The organism is Blautia hominis, from assembly GCA_002270465.1.
Taxonomy (GTDB): domain Bacteria; phylum Bacillota; class Clostridia; order Lachnospirales; family Lachnospiraceae; genus Blautia; species Blautia hominis.
On the sequence record NQOF01000003.1, the window covers coordinates 830,102 to 849,724 of the forward strand.

Annotated in this window: 14 protein-coding genes; 13 read left to right on the top strand and 1 reads right to left on the bottom strand. The window is 45.3% G+C overall.

The window, feature by feature from the left end; translation table 11 throughout:
* Positions 1-59: 59 nt before the first annotated feature.
* From CI595_RS14155 to CI595_RS14220, 13 genes are all read left to right on the top strand, one after another.
* A complete protein-coding gene (locus CI595_RS14155) occupies positions 60-2,978 on the top strand; it encodes an insulinase family protein (protein WP_095174209.1) in 2,919 nt (972 codons plus the stop codon).
* Positions 2,979-2,991: 13 nt separating this feature from the next.
* A complete protein-coding gene (era, locus tag CI595_RS14160; protein WP_095174211.1) occupies positions 2,992-3,897 on the top strand; it encodes a GTPase Era in 906 nt (301 codons plus the stop codon).
* Positions 3,894-4,649 (top strand): DNA repair protein RecO, encoded by a 756-nt coding sequence (recO, locus tag CI595_RS14165; protein ID WP_095174214.1) that lies wholly within the window; start codon positions 3,894-3,896, stop codon positions 4,647-4,649. The genes era and recO overlap by 4 nt, the downstream gene beginning before the upstream one ends.
* Positions 4,650-5,283: 634 nt before the next feature.
* Positions 5,284-6,678 carry a glycine--tRNA ligase gene (locus CI595_RS14170; RefSeq protein WP_095174216.1) on the top strand — a complete coding sequence of 465 codons (1,395 nt, stop codon included), beginning with the start codon at positions 5,284-5,286 and terminating at the stop codon, positions 6,676-6,678.
* A 97-nt stretch (positions 6,679-6,775) separates the two neighbouring features.
* Complete coding sequence (locus CI595_RS14175) at positions 6,776-7,753, top strand: LacI family DNA-binding transcriptional regulator (RefSeq protein ID WP_095174218.1); 978 nt, start codon at positions 6,776-6,778, stop codon at positions 7,751-7,753.
* Positions 7,754-8,065: 312 nt separating this feature from the next.
* Positions 8,066-9,730 (top strand): glycoside hydrolase family 32 protein, encoded by a 1,665-nt coding sequence (locus CI595_RS14180; RefSeq protein WP_095174220.1) that lies wholly within the window; start codon positions 8,066-8,068, stop codon positions 9,728-9,730.
* A 25-nt stretch (positions 9,731-9,755) separates the two neighbouring features.
* Positions 9,756-11,051, top strand: coding sequence for an ABC transporter substrate-binding protein (locus CI595_RS14185; RefSeq protein ID WP_095174222.1), 1,296 nt, complete (start codon positions 9,756-9,758; stop codon positions 11,049-11,051).
* A gap of 20 nt (positions 11,052-11,071) precedes the next feature.
* On the top strand, positions 11,072-11,956 hold the full coding sequence (locus tag CI595_RS14190) for a carbohydrate ABC transporter permease (protein ID WP_095174224.1): 885 nt from the start codon (positions 11,072-11,074) through the stop codon (positions 11,954-11,956).
* 16 nt (positions 11,957-11,972) lie between these two features.
* Complete coding sequence (locus CI595_RS14195) at positions 11,973-12,815, top strand: carbohydrate ABC transporter permease (protein WP_065541078.1); 843 nt, start codon at positions 11,973-11,975, stop codon at positions 12,813-12,815.
* A 125-nt stretch (positions 12,816-12,940) separates the two neighbouring features.
* On the top strand, positions 12,941-13,555 hold the full coding sequence (locus CI595_RS14200; RefSeq protein ID WP_095174226.1) for a helix-turn-helix domain-containing protein: 615 nt from the start codon (positions 12,941-12,943) through the stop codon (positions 13,553-13,555).
* A 151-nt stretch (positions 13,556-13,706) separates the two neighbouring features.
* Entirely contained in the window at positions 13,707-14,384 is a 678-nt protein-coding gene (locus CI595_RS14205) for a phosphatase PAP2 family protein (RefSeq protein WP_095174228.1), read from the top strand.
* 424 nt (positions 14,385-14,808) lie between these two features.
* Positions 14,809-16,092 (top strand): CapA family protein, encoded by a 1,284-nt coding sequence (locus CI595_RS14215; RefSeq protein WP_095174233.1) that lies wholly within the window; start codon positions 14,809-14,811, stop codon positions 16,090-16,092.
* A 139-nt stretch (positions 16,093-16,231) separates the two neighbouring features.
* Positions 16,232-17,479 (top strand): 6-phosphofructokinase, encoded by a 1,248-nt coding sequence (locus CI595_RS14220; protein ID WP_095174236.1) that lies wholly within the window; start codon positions 16,232-16,234, stop codon positions 17,477-17,479.
* A 128-nt stretch (positions 17,480-17,607) separates the two neighbouring features.
* On the opposite strand, the gene CI595_RS14225 is transcribed toward CI595_RS14220, so the two are convergent.
* Positions 17,608-19,446: a sensor histidine kinase gene (locus CI595_RS14225; RefSeq protein WP_095174238.1), complete on the bottom strand. Its 1,839-nt coding sequence runs from the start codon at positions 19,444-19,446 to the stop codon at positions 17,608-17,610.
* Between the last annotated feature and the right edge of the window lie 177 nt (positions 19,447-19,623).

The following is a 19,623-nucleotide window of genomic DNA, read 5'->3' on the forward strand; positions in this document are numbered from 1 at the left end:
CAATAGAGCGTACACTGGCCCAAAACGGTCAGTAAATATAATAATCAAGGAGGCTGAACATGAAGAAAGAAAATGTGCCGGCATATGAACTGGTTTCCTGTCAGGACATTCCGGATATTCACTCCAAAGGTTCTCTGTGGAGACATAAAAAAAGCGGTGCCAGAGTTATGGTGCTGGAAAATGATGATGAAAACAAGGTGTTCAATATAGCATTCCGCACGCCGCCGGCAGACAGTACCGGTGTGGCTCATATTCTGGAACACAGCGTTCTGTGCGGTTCTCAGAAATTCCCCTTAAAAGATCCCTTTGTAGAATTGGTGAAAGGTTCTCTGAACACATTTTTGAACGCAATGACCTATCCGGATAAGACGATGTATCCGGTAGCCAGCTGCAATGATACGGATTTTAAAAACCTGATGCATGTATATCTGGATGCGGTATTTTTCCCTAATATTTATGAGCGGGAAGAGATCTTCCGCCAGGAGGGCTGGCATTATGAGCTTGAGGATGTGGACGGTCCGCTGAAACTAAACGGTGTTGTTTATAATGAAATGAAAGGCGCCTTCTCCTCACCGGAAGAAGTGCTTGACCGGGAGATTTTCAATTCCCTGTTTCCCGACACACCTTACGGTGTGGAGTCAGGCGGCGACCCTTCCGTGATCCCTGACCTGAAATATTCGGAGTTTCTGTCTTTTCACAGCCGCTATTACCATCCGGTCAACAGTTATATCTATCTGTATGGGAATATGGATATGGAGGAGCGGATGAACTGGATGGATAGGGAATACCTGTCGAAGTACGATGAGATTCCTGTAAACTCTGCAATCACCAGACAGAAGCCCTTTGAACAGGTGAAAGAAATCATCATGGATTACCCGATATCCGAAAATGAGCCTTTGGAGGAAAATTCTTACCTTTCCTATAACGTTGTAGTGGGTGACAGCCTGGATGTGGAGCAGTGTACTGCTTTTGAAATCCTGGATTATACCCTGCTGTCAGCTCCGGGGGCACCGCTTAAGCAGGCACTTTTGGATGCCGGAATGGGGAAAGATATCCTTGGATCCTATGATGACGGCATTTTCCAGCCATTTTTCTCTATTGTGGCAAAAAATGCAAAGCCAGAGAACAAGGATACCTTTGTGAATTTGATTCAGGAGACGCTCAGAAAAATTGCAAAAGAAGGAATTGACAAAAAAGCCATAGCCGCAGGAATCAATTTTCTGGAATTCCGATTCAGGGAAGCTGACTTTTCTTCCTTCCCCAAAGGGCTTATGTACGGCATTGATGTGTTTGACAGCTGGCTGTATGATGACAGCAAACCCTTTGACCATCTGAAGAAACTGGATATTTTTGAAAGTCTGAAACAGAAGGCGAAAGAGGGGTATTTTGAAAAACTGATCGAACAATATCTTCTGGACAACCCACATGCATCTATTGTGGTGGTCAATCCTAAACGCGGACTTGCAGCCCAGAGAGAGAAAGAATTGGAAGATAAACTTGCCGCCTATAAGGCATCTCTGCCAGCGGAAGCGATAGAGAAGATCGCAGCAGACACAAAGCATCTGAAAGAATACCAGGATGAACCGGAGACAGAGGAGGCACTGCAGAGTATTCCCATGCTGAAACGTTCCGATATCGGAACGGAGACGGTTCAGATACACAATACACCGGAATACGTGGATGAAACACTGGTGCTGCACCATGATCTGTACACCAATGGGATTGGCTATCTGACGCTGCTCTTTGATGTGAAAAAAGTTCCGGAAGAACTGATTCCCTATATGGGGATCTTAAAGTCTGTCCTGGGTTATGTGGACACGGAGAACTACAGCTATGCAGACCTGTTTAATGAAATTAACGCCAACAGCGGCGGGATTTTATTTGGGCTCCAGGTATTTGGGGATGCGAAAAATAACCAGAACACGACACAGATGCTGGGGATCAAGGCAAAGACACTGTACAGCGGGCTGCCCTTTGTATTTTCCATGATCAAGGAGATCATCTGCACCTCGAAGATGGATGACACCAAACGTCTCTATGAGATCATAGCCAAGATGAAATCCCGGTTACAGATGAGTATGGCCAGCTCGGGACACAGCACAGCGGTTATGCGGGCTACGTCATATTTCTCCGGCAATGCATATTTTCAGGAAAAAATAGCAGGGATTGAGTTTTATCAGTTCCTTGACAGGATTGAAAGCCATTTCCAGGAGGAGAAGGGAACGGTGATAGAGAAGCTCAAACTTCTTATGAAGATGATCTTCCGTCCTGAGAATCTGACGGTGAGTTATACGGCGGACAGCGAAGGATATAAAACCCTGGAGACACAGGTGCGCGGCCTGAAGGATGTGCTTTATACAGAACATGTGGAGTCGGCTCATGATGAGCCTGATTACCGGGTAAAAAATGAGGGATTCAAAACATCAGGCCAGGTGCAGTACGTGGCGGCAGCCGGTAATTTCCGGGAAGGCGGATTTGAATATACAGGATGTCTGCGGATTCTGAAAGTGATCCTAAGCTATGAGTATCTCTGGATGAACGTGCGTGTAAAAGGCGGGGCATATGGCTGTATGAGCAATTTCAGGAGAAGTGGTGACGGGTATCTGGTTTCTTACCGGGATCCGAATCTATCCAAAACGCTGGAAGTGTTCCGTAATACCCCGGACTTTATCCGCGGCTTTGAAGCTGACGAGAGAGAGATGACAAAATATATCATCGGTACGATCAGCGAGCTGGATACACCTATGACACCATCAGCGAAAGGAATATTGTCCCTGGAGGCGTATTTCAGCGGTATCACAGAGGAAGAGCTGAAAAAAGAGCGCATGCAGATTTTGAATGCCCAGCCTCAAGATATCCGTGCCTTGGGAGATGTGGTAGCGTGTGTTTTAGACCAGAACCGAATCTGTGTCATCGGTAGTGAAGAGAAAATCGAGCAGGAAAAAGAACTGTTTTTGGAAGTGAAGCACCTGCTGTAACAAAGGAGAATATATGAAAACAGACTACAAATCAGGATTTGCGGCGATTATCGGTCGGCCAAACGTGGGAAAATCCACATTAATGAATCATCTGATCGGACAGAAAATCGCCATCACATCCAGGAAGCCTCAGACAACCAGAAATAAAATTCAGACGGTTTACACCTGTGAGGAGGGACAGATTGTCTTTTTAGACACACCTGGTATCCACAAGGCAAAAAACAAACTGGGTGAATATATGGTAAATGTGGCGGAGAGAACTTTTAAGGATGCGGATGTGATCCTCTGGCTGGTAGAGCCAACCACATTTATCGGTGCAGGAGAGCGCCACATTGCAGAACAGCTGAAAAACGGCAATCTGCCGGTGATCTTGGTCATCAACAAGGTAGATACAGTGAAGAAGGAAGAAGTTCTGAGTTTTATTGACGCCTACCGAAAGATTATGGACTTTGCGGAGATCATCCCCGCATCTGCGCTCAGAGGGCAGAACCTGGAGACCGTGATCACCAGCATTTTTAAATATCTGCCTTATGGGCCTCAGTTTTACGATGAGGATACCGTGACAGACCAGCCCCAGCGCCAGATTGTGGCTGAAATGATACGGGAGAAGGCGCTGCGGACCCTGGAGGAGGAGATTCCCCACGGCATTGCCGTAACGATTGATACTATGAAGGAACGTCCCGGAGGAAATCTTGTAGATATCGAGGCCACGATCATTTGTGAACGTGAATCCCACAAGGGGATCATTATTGGCAAGCAGGGAGTCATGCTGAAGAAAATCGGAAGTGCGGCCCGGTTTGAGATTGAACGGATGCTGGAGCAGAAGGTAAATCTGAAACTCTGGGTAAAGGTTAAAAAAGACTGGAGAGACAGTGACTATCTGATCAAGAATTTCGGATACGATAAAAAAGAGATATGACAGATACAGTACAGGTGACCGGCATGGTGTTATCCTCCATGCCGGTGGGGGATTTTGATAAAAGGCTGGTGCTCCTCACAAGAGAGCGCGGAAAGATAACGGTATTTGCAAAGGGAGCGAGACGGCAGAACAGCTCCCTTCTTGCCGTGGCCAATCCTTTTGTATTTGGAACCTTTTCTGTCTATGAGGGAAGAACCAGCTATCAGATGAAATCCGCCTCTGTGCTCAATTATTTCACGGAACTGGCTTCCAGACAGCCGGGAGTTTATTATGGTTTTTATTTTCTGGAATTTGCCGATTATTATTCCAGGGAGTTCACAGATGAGAAGGAAATGCTGAATCTGCTCTATGTTACCATGAAAGCACTGGTCAGTGAAAAGATTGACAACAGGCTGATTCGCTGTATCTTTGAGCTAAAGGCAATGGTGATCAATGGGGAATATCCCAATCTGTTTGAATGCATGAAATGTGGGAAGCAGGAGGAGATTTACTGGTTTTCGGCAGAAAGATCCGGTGTTTTTTGTGATGGCTGTGCGGACGGGAAGGAAAGGTATAAGAGTATCCGTTTGGATGCCTCCTCCCTGTATGCGCTTCAGTATATCGCGGCATCAGAGATTTCCAGGCTCTATACTTTCACGGTCAGACCGGAGGTGCTGGCGATCATGCAGAAAGTTATGAGGGAATATACAGGGAAGTACATAGACAAAAAGATGAAGAGCCTTCAGGTCCTGGAGATGATGGAGGGGGAATAGGGAGAGGTTAACCTGTTACTGTACACAGGCCACTGTACCGGGAGGCGTTTTCATGCCGAAAGCATGAAAATCCCGAGGCAGTCAGCGCGATATGGGGCAGAATGCTCCATATCTGTGCATCGCGAAGCGTGTTACTGGACACGAAGTTACAGTAACGTTAACCTATAGATTTGTAGATTTTCAGGCAGATAGAGGTTGAAAAGAAGACATATAGCGGTTATAATGTTACTATTCGCAGCCGTGTCTTTGACAATTCTATAAGTTAAGTGGAATCGTTTGCGGGCAAATCTGCGGTGCGCAGCATGAAAAACAGTTTATAAGGCTGTGACAGGCAGTCAGTGATCATGTACCGGCAGCCTTGAAATGTCAACAGCCCCACTGAAGCAACGGGGTTGCTGATTCACGCGGCGTAACAGTTCAGACAAGCTGAACCGTTACGCATCCAGCCATTAAAAATCGCTTCGCGATGGGCTGGATAAAGCGGGCACTACTTTTTCATACGGTCAGCGCAGTAAATGCGCAGACCTGTCTGAACTGTTACCACGCGGCAGCCGCCAAATATGCATATATGTATGCCACTTGGCTCGTTGCCGGCGGGAATAAAGAAATAGATGAAAGTCGAGGAGATAACACGATGGAAAAGACCATGGAAAAAATCGTAGCACTTGCCAAATCCAGAGGATTTGTATATCCGGGTTCTGAGATTTACGGAGGACTTGCCAATACCTGGGATTACGGCAACCTTGGCGTGGAGCTGAAAAATAATGTGAAAAGGGCATGGTGGAAAAAATTCATCATGGAAAGCCCATACAATGTAGGTGTGGACTGTGCCATTTTGATGAACCCGCAGACATGGGTGGCATCCGGCCATCTGGGTGGTTTTTCTGATCCGTTGATGGATTGCAAAGAGTGCCACGAGCGTTTCCGCGCTGATAAGATCATTGAGGATTTCTGTGCAGAAAAAGGGATTGCCATTGAGGGCAGTGTGGATGCCTGGAGCCAGGAGAAAATGATGGAATTCATTGAAGAACATCAGATTCCCTGTCCCACCTGCGGCAAACACAATTTTACAGATATCCGCCAGTTTAACCTGATGTTTAAGACATTTCAGGGTGTGACTGAGGATGCAAAAAATACGGTTTATTTAAGACCTGAGACTGCACAGGGTATTTTTGTAAACTTTAAAAATGTACAGAGGACATCCAGGAAGAAGCTTCCCTTTGGTATCGGACAGGTGGGAAAATCCTTCCGTAATGAGATCACTCCCGGTAACTTTACGTTCCGTACCCGCGAATTCGAGCAGATGGAGCTGGAATTTTTCTGTAAGCCTGACACGGACCTGGAATGGTTTGCTTACTGGAAACAGTTCTGTCTTGACTGGCTGCACAGCCTGGGTCTGAAGGACGAGGAAGTTCGTTACCGTGACCATGACAAAGAGGAGCTGAGTTTCTACAGCAAGGCAACCACAGATGTGGAATTCCTGTTCCCATTCGGATGGGGCGAACTGTGGGGGATCGCGGACAGAACCGACTATGACCTGACGCAGCATCAGAATGTATCCGGCCAGGATATGACATATTTTGATGATGAGACCAATGAAAAATATATTCCTTATGTTATTGAGCCTTCCCTGGGAGCTGACCGTATGGTGCTGGCATTTTTGTGCAGTGCATATGATGAGGAAGTTCTGGATGCAGAGAGAAATGATGTGCGTACGGTACTGCATTTCCATCCTGCGCTGGCACCTGTAAAGATCGGTATTCTGCCGCTGTCCAAAAAACTGAATGAAGGCGCAGAAAAGATTTACCAGGAGCTGTCCAAACTTTACAACTGTGAATATGACGACAGGGGAAATATCGGAAAACGTTACCGTCGTCAGGACGAGATCGGTACTCCATTCTGCGTGACATATGACTTTGAATCTGAGACAGACGGAGCAGTTACGGTGCGTGACCGTGACACAATGGAGCAGGAGAGAGTAAAGATCCAGGATTTGAAAGCTTATTTTGAGGAAAAAATGGCTTTCTGATCATTGTCGTAAGAAATGATATTATGCTGCTGTATCCGGCCAAACATGGGCGGTGCAGCAGCTTCTGTTATATTACATGAAAAGAGGTGCAGTTTGAATGGCCAGTATCAGAGATGTGGCGAAACAAGCCGGTGTGGGCGTGGGTACTGTTTCGCGGGCTTTGAATGGAACCGGTTACGTGTCACCGGACACGAAAAAAAAGATTGAAAAGGCAGTCCGGAAGCTGGGATATACGCCTAATGAGCTTGCCAGAAATCTCTACAGAAACAGGACCGGCATAGTGGGGGTTATGGTGCCGGACCTGGACCATCCCTTTTTCTCCTGTCTGGCAAAGCATATTGAGATGGAGCTTTACCGCCAGGGCTATAAAACCATGATCTGTAATACGATAGGCATCAGTGACAGGGAAAAGGATTATCTGGATATGCTGGACAGAAATATGGTGGACGGTATCATTACAGGGGCTCACTCACTGGACGGGGAGGAGTATCTGAAACGGAAGAAACCTATTGTTTCCATAGACAGGGAATTCGGTCCCGGCATTCCTCTTATAGGAAGCGATCACGCTATGGGAGGACGTATGGCAGCAGAACTGCTGGTGAAGAACGGCTGCAGGAAGGTGCTGCAGGTATCCGGCGTTGCGCCCGGCGTTGCCGCCCAGGAACGCCACAGTGTCTTTAAACAGGTCATGCAGGAACAGGGGGTAGAGACACTGGATATGGTTATGGACTGGAACGTATTTGACTGGAATGCCCACTATGAAGGAATGGAGAAGTTCCTTAGCCGGCACCCGGACATTGACGGAGTATTTGGGGGGGATATGGCTGCGATTGCCTGTATGAATGCAGTGCTGCAGAAGGGCATCCGGGTTCCGGAGGAAGTAAAGATCATAGGATTTGACGGTATGGATGTGACCCGTATGGTATACCCCAGGCTGACGGCGGTTCGGCAGAATGTACAATTATTGGCAGAACTCTGCGTAAATACCCTTCTGGATTTGGTGGAGGAGAGGAAAGGTGTGCCTCACAGACAGATTTTAGATGTGGAAATGCAGCTTGGAGGAACAACTCTTTGAGGGAGAAGTAAATTAGTGTTGCGGATAACTTATAAAAATAGGTAATCATATTTGGATAAAATTCATATAAAAAATGAGTAATGGCCTGTGTTTGTGCAAAATGCACAAGAAAAACACAGGCCTTCTTTCATGCCTTATGAATTCATACGGAAAAGGTCTTGACAAACTCGTCAAAGCATCCTATACTCATTTATATGGAACGGGTTCCATGAAAATGTTCCGCATTTACTTAAAATAGCAAACTAAATGCTATAACTAAAGGGAAATAATTATAGAACCGGTTTTACAATGAGCGATACAGGAGGCGAGAATATGATACAAACAGGCGAGTATACATGTCTGGAAATTCTGCTCAGGACAGCGGAGGGGAAAAATGGATATGTGATACTGAGAGACACAGAGGGCAGGGAGTGCAGATATGATGCGGGTCAGAAATATTACCGGTGGCTGAAACTTCCGGTAAAAAGGCAGAGTTGTTATGAGATCATCAGCCGGGAGGCGGAAATATCGCTGGCGTATTTAAGCGGCTGCGAAAAGATCCTGGAAGAAGGTATCCGCTACATAGATCCTGTGGATGGAGGACAATGTCTGAGCAGCCGGGAAGCGGCAGAATACTATGACACCCCGTACCGGGAACAATATCACTTTGCACCCTGGAAGAACTGGATGAATGATCCAAATGGCCTTTGCTGGTATCAGGGATATTATCATATGTATTATCAGTATAACCCCCATGGGCAGGAGTGGAATAATATGTACTGGGGACATGCGGTAAGCCCGGATCTGGTACACTGGACCCATCTCCCCATTGTCCTGGAGCCTCAGAAAGAGGTGTTGGAACAGGCGGATATGCTGAAAGGCGGAGCATTTTCCGGGAGTGCCATAGCGCTGGAAAACGAGACGGTCTTTTATCTGACCAGGCATCTGGGGCCTATGGAGGACGGTGAGGAGACCGTGCAGCAGCAATGGATGACAAGAAGCCATGATATGCTGGAATTTGAACCGGAGAAGCTGGTGATTGAGGAGCGGCCAAAGGGGGCATCGTTTGATTTCAGGGACCCTAAGGTTGTAAAAATTGGCGATATGTGGTACATGGTCCTTGCCAGTACCATGAACGGGCAGGCAGCCATTCTGTTGTATAAGTCCCGGGATATGGAACATTGGAGTTATGTGAAACCCCTGCTCACAGAGGAAGAGGAGGGCGTCCGCTGTTTTGAATGTCCGGACTTTTTCCCTTTGGATGGCAGTTTTGCTGCCTGGGGCGCTCTTATGTGCCACAGGGATGCCAGCGGAAGGTATCAGATGTCCCGTTATTACATAGGGGAATTCAAAAACGAGGAATTTTCTGTGAAAAGTACGGGATGGTATGATTTTGGAAGTAACTGTTATGCCATGCAGAGCTTTGAACACGAGGGAAAAAGGATCGCCATTGGATGGATCTCCGATTTCTATGGGGAACATGTGGAAGTGGAGAACGGTGCCTACGGAAGCACAACGATACCAAGAGTGCTGCATGTGAAGAAGAATAAGCTTTATATGTCCCCGGTGGAGGAAATCTATACATTGAAAGGCCACAATCTCTATACCGGTGAGAAAGAAAATATTAACCTGCAGCACATACCGGGAAACAGTTTTTACGCGGGGATCACCTTTTCGGAAGATACGGATTTTAACCTTCTGCTGGGCAGGGACGGAGAGAAAGAGATACGTTTTATAAAGGAGAAGGGATTTACAGGAATCCGCACATTCGGTGTGAAAAGTGAGTGTGCCGTATTTCCCGCAGATGTGGATACCGTAACACAGATGGAGATTTTTGTAGACAGAAGAGTTGTGGAAATCTATTTAAACGGAGGGGAGGCAGCAGGTACCAAACTGTTCTACAACTCCGCGGAAGACGGATGTTTTGTCCTGGAGGCGGCAAAGCCTTGGGCAGTAAAACAGGCCGAGGTTTCAAAGATGCAGTCTATTTGGCAGTAACAGCAATGAGAAGGGAGAGAGGGAAATGAGAAAACGGGCAGTTGCCATACTTCTTGCAGCGGCAGTAATGTCATCCATGATATCCGGATGCGGAAGTACAAAAGAACGGGTGAATAAGGACGGGGAATCTGTCATCACGATCTGGAGTCCAAGCGATGAACCGGCCATTGAAGAGTGGTGGGAGGAAAAGATCGCTGCATTTAATGAGGACCACAGGGGAGAGATCCATCTGAAAAGGGAAGCTATAGTGCGGGCAGATTCTTATGCGTACGAGGATAAGGTAAACGCGGCGATCACCTCCAAGGACCTGCCGGATATTTTATACGTGGACGGCCCTACAGTTTCCGTATATGCGGCAAATGACATTATTCAGCCTCTGGATGATATGTTTACAGAGGCAGACTGGAATGATTTTTTGGATTCTACCAAGAACCAGGGGACGTATGACGGGAAAATCTATGCGATCGGAGCAACGGAAAGTTCGGTAGCCCTCTTTTATAATCAGGATATGCTGGATGAAGCAGGCATAAAGGCGCCGGATAAACTGGAGGATGCCTGGACCTGGTCCGAGTTTGCGGAGGTGGCAGAGAAGCTTACAAAAGACGGTGTGATGGGAACGAACATCATTATGGATAAAGGGGAAGGCATTCCTTATGTGCTGGAACAGTTCTGGATTTCAGCCGGCACAGATCTGGTCAGTGAGGACGGCAGTAAAGCGGATGGTTATATCAACAGTGAGGCCGGTGTGGAGGCCGCCACATTTTTAAACGGGCTGATCCAGAACGGATATGCCAATCTGGACCCTATCCAGAAAGAGTTTCACAATGAAAGGGCAGCCACAATGCTGGGCGGTTCCTGGGAGGTTGCCACACTGGAAAAAGATTACCCTGACTTAAACTGGGGTGTTACCTACTTTCCTGTTGCAGACAACGGCGGAATTCCCACTTCACCCACCGGAGACTGGGCCGCAGCTGTGACCAGGGATACGCAGGACAAGGACGCGGTGAAGGAAGTAATGAATTATCTGTTTTCCGCGGAAAATGTGACTACATATGCCAAGGCGATTTCTAAGCCGCCCACAAGGCAGTCCAGCTATGATGTGCTTACGGAATATAATGAGTATCCACGCTCCCTGTTCAAAGAACAGCTCATGGAGACCGGACATCCAAGACCGAGGACACCATCCTACAGCGTGCTCTCTGCAGGATTTTCAGAAGCTATGGTGAATATTTTTACAGGGGTGGATCCAAAGGAAGCACTTGATAAGGTAGCAGAAGATACAGATAAGGATTATAACAAGTATTACGCGCAGGAAGACTGATTCCGGGGAGGAGGAGAAAGATGGAAAAAGCCATAAACAAACGCAGTGAAAAGAAAGCAGCATACCTGTTTGTCATTCCGGCAGTGATTCTGCTGGCATCATTTCTGATATATCCGGCACTGCAGACTGTCAGATATGCATTTACCGATTACAATATTATGAGGCCGGACCATATTAAGTTCTGCGGGTTTAACAACTTTGTGGAATTGTTCCAGGACGGCGATTTCTGGAAGGCGGTGACGAATACACTGCACTTTACCGTGCTGGTGGTGCCGTTTCAGACGGTTCTGGCCTTGGCACTGGCAATGCTCATTTCATCCAAGAGAAAAGGAGTCTCTATTTTCAGGGCTGCATATTTCAGCCCCCAGGTTACCTCCATGGTTGTAGTGGCAATCCTCTGGACGGTACTTTACAACTCTAATCCTGACAGCGGACTTTTAAATGCACTGCTGGTAAAGCTGGGAATGGAACCTTGTGGATTCTTAAATGATCCCAAGACCTCTATGAATTCCATTATTTTCATGTCGGCATGGCAGGGGGCAGGCTATCAGATGATGATTTTTCTGGCAGGACTGCAGGGGATTCCGAAAGAGCAGTACGAAGCTGCATCTATTGACGGTGCAGGAAGTTTAAAAAGCTTCCTCTATGTCACTTTGCCGGGGTTAAAAAATGTAATAAAATATGTGATCATGATCACGGTCATCCAGGCAATGAAACTTTTTACACAGCCTTATGTTATGACAAAAGGTGGTCCTCAGAATTCCACCAGGACTATGGTGTATTATGTGTATGAACAGGGATTTCAGAAACGTAACTTTGGTTATGCCTGTGCAGTGGCTGCGGTTTTCTTCGTTATTGTAGTCATTTTGTCCCTGGGTATGAAGAAACTGATTAAAGCGGATTAGGAAGGAGTGGAGGACTATGACACAGAAACAGAGAAAACGTCTGGGACATGCAGCATTTTATATAGGGAATACGCTGGTTGCATTGATTTTTGTATCCCCTCTTATCTGGATGATCTCTTCATCCCTGAAACCGGAAGCAGGTATTTTTAAGGGCCTGAATTCCCTGAGTACATTTATTCCCACAGGTGCGTCGCTTAGTAATTATCTGGAGGTGTTCCAGAGGATTGATATGTGGAAATTCATTTGCAACAGCTTGTTTTATGTATTTGTCATTGTGGTACTGGATTTATTTGTGAACTCCATCTGTGGTTATGCACTGGCAAAATTTGAATTTAAGGGAAAAAGTATCCTTCTTACATTAGTGATCAGCCTTATGGTATTTCCGCCGGAAGCCATTATGCTTCCTATGTACAGGGAGATGGCTGACCTGGGATGGATCAATCAGTGGGCAGCGCTTGTTGTTCCTTTTGTGGCAAAATGCTTCAGCATTTACATGTTCCGCCAGTTCTTCCTGGATGTTCCAAACGACCTTCTGGAAGCGGCAGCCATTGACGGATGCGGGCCAATAAAAACATTTTTCAGGATCGTGATGCCCATTTCAGGAACGGTGTATGCTACAGTTCTGATCCTGGATTTTGTGGCCCACTGGAATGACTTTATGTGGCCTTTGCTTGTGGTGACAGGGGAGGAGAAGAGGACCATTCAGCTTGCCATACAGACTTTCTTCGGTTCCAAACCGATCAACTACGGACCTATTATGGCATCACTGACTATTTCAGCGATCCCTATGCTCATTATGTTTATTGTACTGCAGAAGTATTATGTGGAGGGAATCGCTTCCACGGGTATCAAGGGATAAGAGAAGATGCGGAGCTGCTGTTTACCCCGCCTCCGGTACACGTTTTGTCATGCTCCTGTTTTATTTGCTATTTTTCTCCTGTCCATATATAATATGGGGAGAAAAACAGAAATGAGGCATGTATAATGGAATTTAATGAGAAGCTGCAGCATCTCCGGAAACAGAAGCATTTGACCCAGGAACAGCTTGCGGAAAAGCTCTATGTATCGAGAGCGGCTGTTTCCAAGTGGGAGAGCGGAAAAGGATATCCTAATATTGAATCCCTGAAAGCTGTTTCTGAATTGTTTTCTGTTTCCATTGATGATCTGCTCTCCGGCAAGGAATTGCTGACTTTGGCGGAAAAAGAAAACAGGTCAAATATTAACACCATATATGGGCTGATATTTGGAATATTGGATATGATCACAGCCGTCTTTTTCGTTCTTCCTCTTTTCGGACAAGAGGACAAAGATTATATCCGTATGGTGACACTGTTCTCCAATACGACGATCTCTGCTCCTATAAAAACTATTTACTATGTATTACTTATATCTCTGACAGTGTTTGGCGCGGTTGAACTGTTCATACAGAATTTAAAAGATGAGAAGAAAATAAATCTGTGCAAAACCGGTTCTATCCTTTTGCACGCTCTGACCATCACTTTTTTTGCCATGTCCCAACAGCCATATGTAACCGTCTTTCTGTTTATGCTGTTTATGGTCAAAGTGGTTTTGCTGATCAAGAAAAATGGCATGAAATAAGCGGTAATAAAGGAAAAAGGCCCGTGATACGATAAGTATCACGGGTCTTTTGCCGTTGTGACAGTAGGTTTCTTGCCCTTTTTAGCTGCGTCTGACAATAATATAGGTGCAGTCTGCAGAATGCAAAATGATAGAGAAAAGAGGATAAAACATGAGTAAAAAAACACAGAGAAAATTTATTTTGACAGGATCTTTATTTTTATTTTTTACAGTTTTTACCGTTATGATCGCAAAAGTGGATGTGCAGCCTATTGGCCCGAAAGAGTCCGCAGTGGGTTTTGCCTCACTTAACCGGCTGATATTTGAACTGTTTGGTGTGAATCTTTTGTGGTACCATATCACAGACTGGCTGGGGGTCATTGCCATCATATTTGCCATGGGATTTGCCGGCTTGGGGTTGTATCAGCTTGTGAAAAGAAAGAGTTTATTCAAAGTTGATCCCTATCTTTTGCTTCTGGGTGTTTACTATATCCTGGTTGTGGCAATTTATGTTCTGTTTGAATATTTCGTTGTTAATTACAGACCCATTATTATGGATAAGAGTCTGGAAGCATCTTACCCTTCCTCACACACAATGATCGTGATCTGTATCATGGGTACAGCCATGATAGTGTTCCATCATCTGTTTGCAGGGAAAAGGGTTCGGCTATGGATCCTGGACAGCATCTCAAGTCTCCTGATCGGGGTGACAGTTGCAGGGAGGTTTATATCAGGGGTTCATTGGTTTACGGATATTATAGGAGGCATAATCCTTTCGTGTGCGCTGATTGTGTTGTACAAAGCTATGACCTCTTATTTGGAGGAAAAACAAAAGCATCAGCCTAAATAAGATTACCGGCCTTGTTTTACTGGAGGAAATCCATATTATAAAAGATATATATTAAAGATAAACTTAAAAATAATGGAAAAATTTGGAGATATATGCTGCTGAATATAGACAATTTTTGACAAACACAGTATAATGAAACTATATTTATAACTATTCAGCAGGTGCACCTTTACCGCGCTGACTGCAAAAACATTTGGCAGGCAAGCAAAAATCCCATTCCAAGGCGGTTTCATTTGGTTTTTTGCTTGTGGTTGTGAAGGTACGGAACAGTTGTCTATATTAAAAATCATCAAGGCGGAGGCGGATGTAAATTTCCGCTTCCCTGCACGCAGCACGTGAACTTTGCCGGATCATATAAGGGCATCTGCACCTGTAGGCCGGACAGATTCCGGCAGATCTGAAGGGGAGATAAGGGGAGAACAACATGGATGAAGTGGAAGAGGCACGCAAAAAAGAGAGGGAGAAAGACAGGAAACGGGAGGAACTCCGACTAAAACGCGAGGAAGAACTGAAGAAAAAGTTCATACGCACAGGTGCAGTCATAACAGCCATAGTTTTGTGCGTGATACTGGGAGTCGTTTCCGCGGTCCGATATTCAAAGACAAAAGCAGCGGCAGCGGCGGCAGAAAAGAAAAAGCAGCAGGAGGCAGCCCTTGAAAAAGAGCAGGAAGAAAATATCATTGATTTTCTGGCTGTGGGAGATAACATTGCACATCTAGGGATGCGGGAATCCGGAATGACAGAGTCAGGAGACTGGAATTATGATGCCATTTATCAGCCGGTGAAGGAGGATGTGGAGGCAGCGGACCTGGCGCTGGTAACCCAGGAGACTGTATTTGTGGAGAACCGTGAGGATATATCAGGATATCCTTCCTTCGGAACACCGCCGGAATTCGGAGACGCGCTGGTGCATACCGGATTTGACGTGGTGGCCCATGCGACAAATCATATTCTTGATAAAGGAACAGATTCTATTGAATATACCATGAAATGGTGGAAAGAGAACCATGCGGATACCCGTATACTGGGGATCCATGAAAGCCAGGCAGATGCGGATAACATGACGGTCATACAGTGCAAAGCATTAAAACTGGCAATGCTTGATTATACTTACGGGTTAAATGATATCCCCCTTGCGGAGGATAAATCCTATATGATAGATGTCTTTAACGAGGAAAAAGCCAGAGCGGATATAAAAAAAGCAAGGGAAGCGGCAGATGTGGTCATTGTGGTCATGCATGTAGGGGATGAATATGTGCAGGATGTGGATGACCAGACAAGGCAGTGGGTAAATCTGTTTTTGGAGGAGGATGTGGATATTGTCATTGGTTCCCATCCCCATGTCATCCGCACCATGGAGACTCTCACCGGGGAGGACGGCCATAAAATGCTGGTTTATTATTCACTTGGTAACTTTACCTCAACGCAGAATGATCTGCCCAGCCTTTTAGGGGCAATGGCTAAGATCACGATCAAAAAAGATGTAAAAACAGGAGCCATACAGATTCCGGAACATGAATTCATTCCGCTGCTCATGCATTACAATCATGACAGCCGTACTTATGGCATTTATAAACTGAATGAGTATACCCAGGAGCTGGCAGACCAGCATACGGCCAATGAGAGAAACCCCGGTGAATTTTCTATTCAGTATTATAAAGATTTCTTTGAGCAGATAAAAGCAAAGGGGAATGATGACGGAATTTAAAGAATTGTGCAAAAAGTACAAAAAAACAAGAACATAATGTAAATTAATATGCAAAAAATCCAGAAGGGCCTTGCCACTTCCGGATTTTTTTGCTATAATAATCGTCAGTGGTAATGAAATACAAGGAGGACGAGGCAAAATGGCAAAAAAAAGAAATATCATTGTAGGACAGTCAGGTGGACCCACATCCGTTATCAACTCCAGTCTTGCAGGCGTATATAAAAACGCAATTGAGAGAGGCTTCGACAAGGTATACGGCATGCTTCACGGAATTCAGGGACTTTTAGACGAACAGTATGTAGACCTTTCCACACAGATTCATTCCGAATTGGATATAGAGCTGTTGAAAAGAACACCATCCGCATTCTTAGGTTCCTGTCGGTTTAAAATGCCGGAGATACATGAAGATAAGGCAATCTATGAAAAAATATTTGCAATACTGAACAAGCTGGAAATTTATGCATTTATTTATATCGGCGGCAATGATTCCATGGATACCATTAAAAAGTTATCCGATTATGCCATCCTGACAGGGCAGACACAGAAGTTTTTAGGTGTGCCGAAGACCATTGATAATGATTTGGCCCTGACAGACCATACACCTGGTTTCGGAAGCGCAGCAAAATACATCGGTGCATCTACGAAAGAGGTCATCCGCGACGCACAGGGTCTTACTTATAAGAAAAATATGATCACCATCATGGAGATCATGGGACGTAATGCCGGGTGGCTGACAGGTGCCACAGCCCTGGCCAAAACGGAGGACTGCGATGGCCCGGATCTGATTTATCTTCCGGAGGCGGCCTTTGATATTGAGCGGTTCTTACATAAAGTAAAAGAACTGCTGAAGAAAAAGTCATCGATTGTGATCGCTGTCTCAGAGGGAATCAAGTTGGCTGACGGACGGTATGTGTGTGAACTGGGCAGTGTTGGCGATTATGTGGACGCGTTCGGTCACAAGCAGCTTCAGGGAACCGCTACATATCTGGCTAATTTCCTGGCAGCAGAGTGCGGATGCAAGACAAGGGCTGTAGAGCTTTCCACACTTCAGAGAAGCGCTTCCCATATGGCATCCCGTGTGGATATTGATGAGGCCTTTATGGTTGGCGGTGCTGCAGTCAAGGCTGCAGATGAAGGGGATACCGGTAAGATGGTGGTTATCGACCGTGTATCTGATGATCCGTATATGAGTGCCACAGGAATCTATGATGTGCATAGAATCGCAAATGAAGAAAAACTGGTTCCGAGAAGCTGGATGAACAAAGATGCTACATATGTGACAAAGGATTTTGTGGACTATGTAAAACCATTGATCCAGGGCGACTACCAGCCGATCATGGTAAATGGTCTGCCAAGACATCTTGTATTAAAAATGAAACGGAAATAAACCGGCAGTAGATTTTGGGGAAAAGAGAAGGTATATCCATATAGAAACCGGATGTATCAGCGCTTGGGGAAGCGTTGGTGCATTCGGTGTTTTATTTATGATAATAGAAAGTTCGCAGAGGGGGCTTTCTATTGTTTTGCACTTTTTTGTTCCGTACAGGGAAGTACAGGCTTTTTTCCATAAGGAAGCGCAATATCGATCAGAGTTCCCTGTCCGGGAAAGCTCTCAATGGTGAGCCCGTATTCTTTTCCGTAATAGCTCTGAATCCTCTGCTGTACATTCCGGATACCTATGGAATGATGTGAGGAAGTGTCAGCAGGGAAATCGATCTCTTTATCAAGAGAATCTATCAGTTCTTCCAGTTCCTTTTTTTTCATGCCCTGTCCATTGTCCGCGATGAAAAAATGCAGGGTATTTCCTTCCAGATTTGCACTTATACTGATGTAGCAGTTTTCTTCTTTTTCGGAAAAACCATGGCCAATGGCATTCTCCACAAAAGGCTGCAAAATGAAAGCAGGAATTTCCAATCCCAGAAATTCGTCGGGAACGTCATAATCAAATGAAAACTTCCCCGGGAACCGGATGTTCTGTATGGTCATATAGCGCTGAATCTGCAAAAGCTCCTCTTTCAGATATACAATAGGAACTTTTTTTAGATTATAGCGCAGCAGTTCAGACATGCACATGGCAATGGTCTTGATTTCCGGAACATTATGGATATCAGCCAGGGACTTTATCACGTTCAGGGTATTGTACAGAAAATGATGGTTGATCTGTGCCTGAAGAACCTGAATATGCATCTGCTGTTCATTCAGACGGCTTTGGTAATTCTGCTGTATACTCTGGGTCAGGCGGCTGTTCAGCCGGTTAAAACTGTGTACCACCTTCTGCAGTTCCTGATTGGAAATACGGCCTTCCACAGTAATATCGCTGTAATTGGAGGTATCTCTGGAATCTATCTTTTCACAGAGCTGCCGTATGGAGCGGGTCAGCCCCCTGGAAAGAAGAGCGGCCAGTATCAGACCCAGAAAGATCGCCAGTAAAAAAATACCTGCATAGTGATATAAATTATTCCGGTAAGCCTGGGTGATCAGAGAATTATTCATAAAATGTACAATATGCCATCCCGTGGTTTTATTGTAGCAACCATTGATCAGATAAGAGTCAGAGCCTATATTCAGCTTTTCTGTCCGTACAGAGCTTTCTTTTGTTATCTTCTGATTAAAGTCCTGTATGGCTTTTTTTAAGTCAGGAGAGGCATCCTTCCCTATAAAATCCTTATCAGAAGAATAGGCAAGCCCGCCGTCCGCATTGTAAATGAGCATTACATTATTCTGGGTCTGGGCAGAGTTGGCGATATTCTCCACAGCAGAAAAATTAATGCCCACATAACAGATTCCAATCTCCTTAAAAGTATAACTGTCGTACAGGACTTTCACCATGGGGAGAATACTTTTTTTCACTGAGGAGGACTGTTGTACCGGGGCAAAATAGGTATAGTAATCAGAATTTCTTGCCGTTCCGGCCCAGTCATCCATGTGATCCAGAATTGTGTTCTGGTCTTTCACACTTGGAATATTGTACTCAAAAGTGTAGTCATACCGGTTTTTGAACATACAGGTAGTGACATTGGAATTCAGACGGTTTGCCTGTATTAATTGGGAGGAGAGTAGGTAACTGTCCTGGGAATAGCCAAGGAGATCATCCTCATAATTGGTGATCATAATTTTTCGGATATCCTTATTCAGTATATGCAGGTCAGCAACCTTGGTAGCATCCTGAAGGAGTGTGTCCAGTGTCAGATTGGCCTGTGTGGTGATCGTGTCCATAGAGCGGCTGAAATCCTCCTGCACCTCATTGGAGGTCCTGTTTGCTGTGGCAATGCCCAGGATAATGGTGGGCAGAATGACAAGCAGAAGTGAGGAAAAAAATATCTGGGTTCTGTAAGAAAAATCCTGTAGTTTCATTTCTTGTCTCCTGTGGTTTGATATGTTGAAATTATAGGCTGAAAGTGAAATGATTACAAGGAGAAGAGAAGAAATAGATAAAAAATATGAGAAAAACTAAAAATAATTATATATTTTATCTAAGAAAAATCCTATTTTACAGACATCCCCTTAGGTATAATGAGTTCATCAAATACA

Excerpts from the sequence above, each read along its gene's own strand:
- CI595_RS14155 (WP_095174209.1), top strand. The coding sequence starts at position 60 with ATGAAGAAAGAAAATGTGCCGGCATATGAACTGGTTTCCTGTCAGGAC.
- era (WP_095174211.1), top strand. The coding sequence starts at position 2,992 with ATGAAAACAGACTACAAATCAGGATTTGCGGCGATTATCGGTCGGCCA.
- recO (WP_095174214.1), top strand. The coding sequence starts at position 3,894 with ATGACAGATACAGTACAGGTGACCGGCATGGTGTTATCCTCCATGCCG.
- CI595_RS14170 (WP_095174216.1), top strand. The coding sequence starts at position 5,284 with ATGGAAAAGACCATGGAAAAAATCGTAGCACTTGCCAAATCCAGAGGA.
- CI595_RS14175 (WP_095174218.1), top strand. The coding sequence starts at position 6,776 with ATGGCCAGTATCAGAGATGTGGCGAAACAAGCCGGTGTGGGCGTGGGT.
- CI595_RS14180 (WP_095174220.1), top strand. The coding sequence starts at position 8,066 with ATGATACAAACAGGCGAGTATACATGTCTGGAAATTCTGCTCAGGACA.
- CI595_RS14185 (WP_095174222.1), top strand. The coding sequence starts at position 9,756 with ATGAGAAAACGGGCAGTTGCCATACTTCTTGCAGCGGCAGTAATGTCA.
- CI595_RS14190 (WP_095174224.1), top strand. The coding sequence starts at position 11,072 with ATGGAAAAAGCCATAAACAAACGCAGTGAAAAGAAAGCAGCATACCTG.
- CI595_RS14195 (WP_065541078.1), top strand. The coding sequence starts at position 11,973 with ATGACACAGAAACAGAGAAAACGTCTGGGACATGCAGCATTTTATATA.
- CI595_RS14200 (WP_095174226.1), top strand. The coding sequence starts at position 12,941 with ATGGAATTTAATGAGAAGCTGCAGCATCTCCGGAAACAGAAGCATTTG.
- CI595_RS14205 (WP_095174228.1), top strand. The coding sequence starts at position 13,707 with ATGAGTAAAAAAACACAGAGAAAATTTATTTTGACAGGATCTTTATTT.
- CI595_RS14215 (WP_095174233.1), top strand. The coding sequence starts at position 14,809 with ATGGATGAAGTGGAAGAGGCACGCAAAAAAGAGAGGGAGAAAGACAGG.
- CI595_RS14220 (WP_095174236.1), top strand. The coding sequence starts at position 16,232 with ATGGCAAAAAAAAGAAATATCATTGTAGGACAGTCAGGTGGACCCACA.
- CI595_RS14225 (WP_095174238.1), bottom strand. The coding sequence starts at position 19,446 with ATGAAACTACAGGATTTTTCTTACAGAACCCAGATATTTTTTTCCTCA.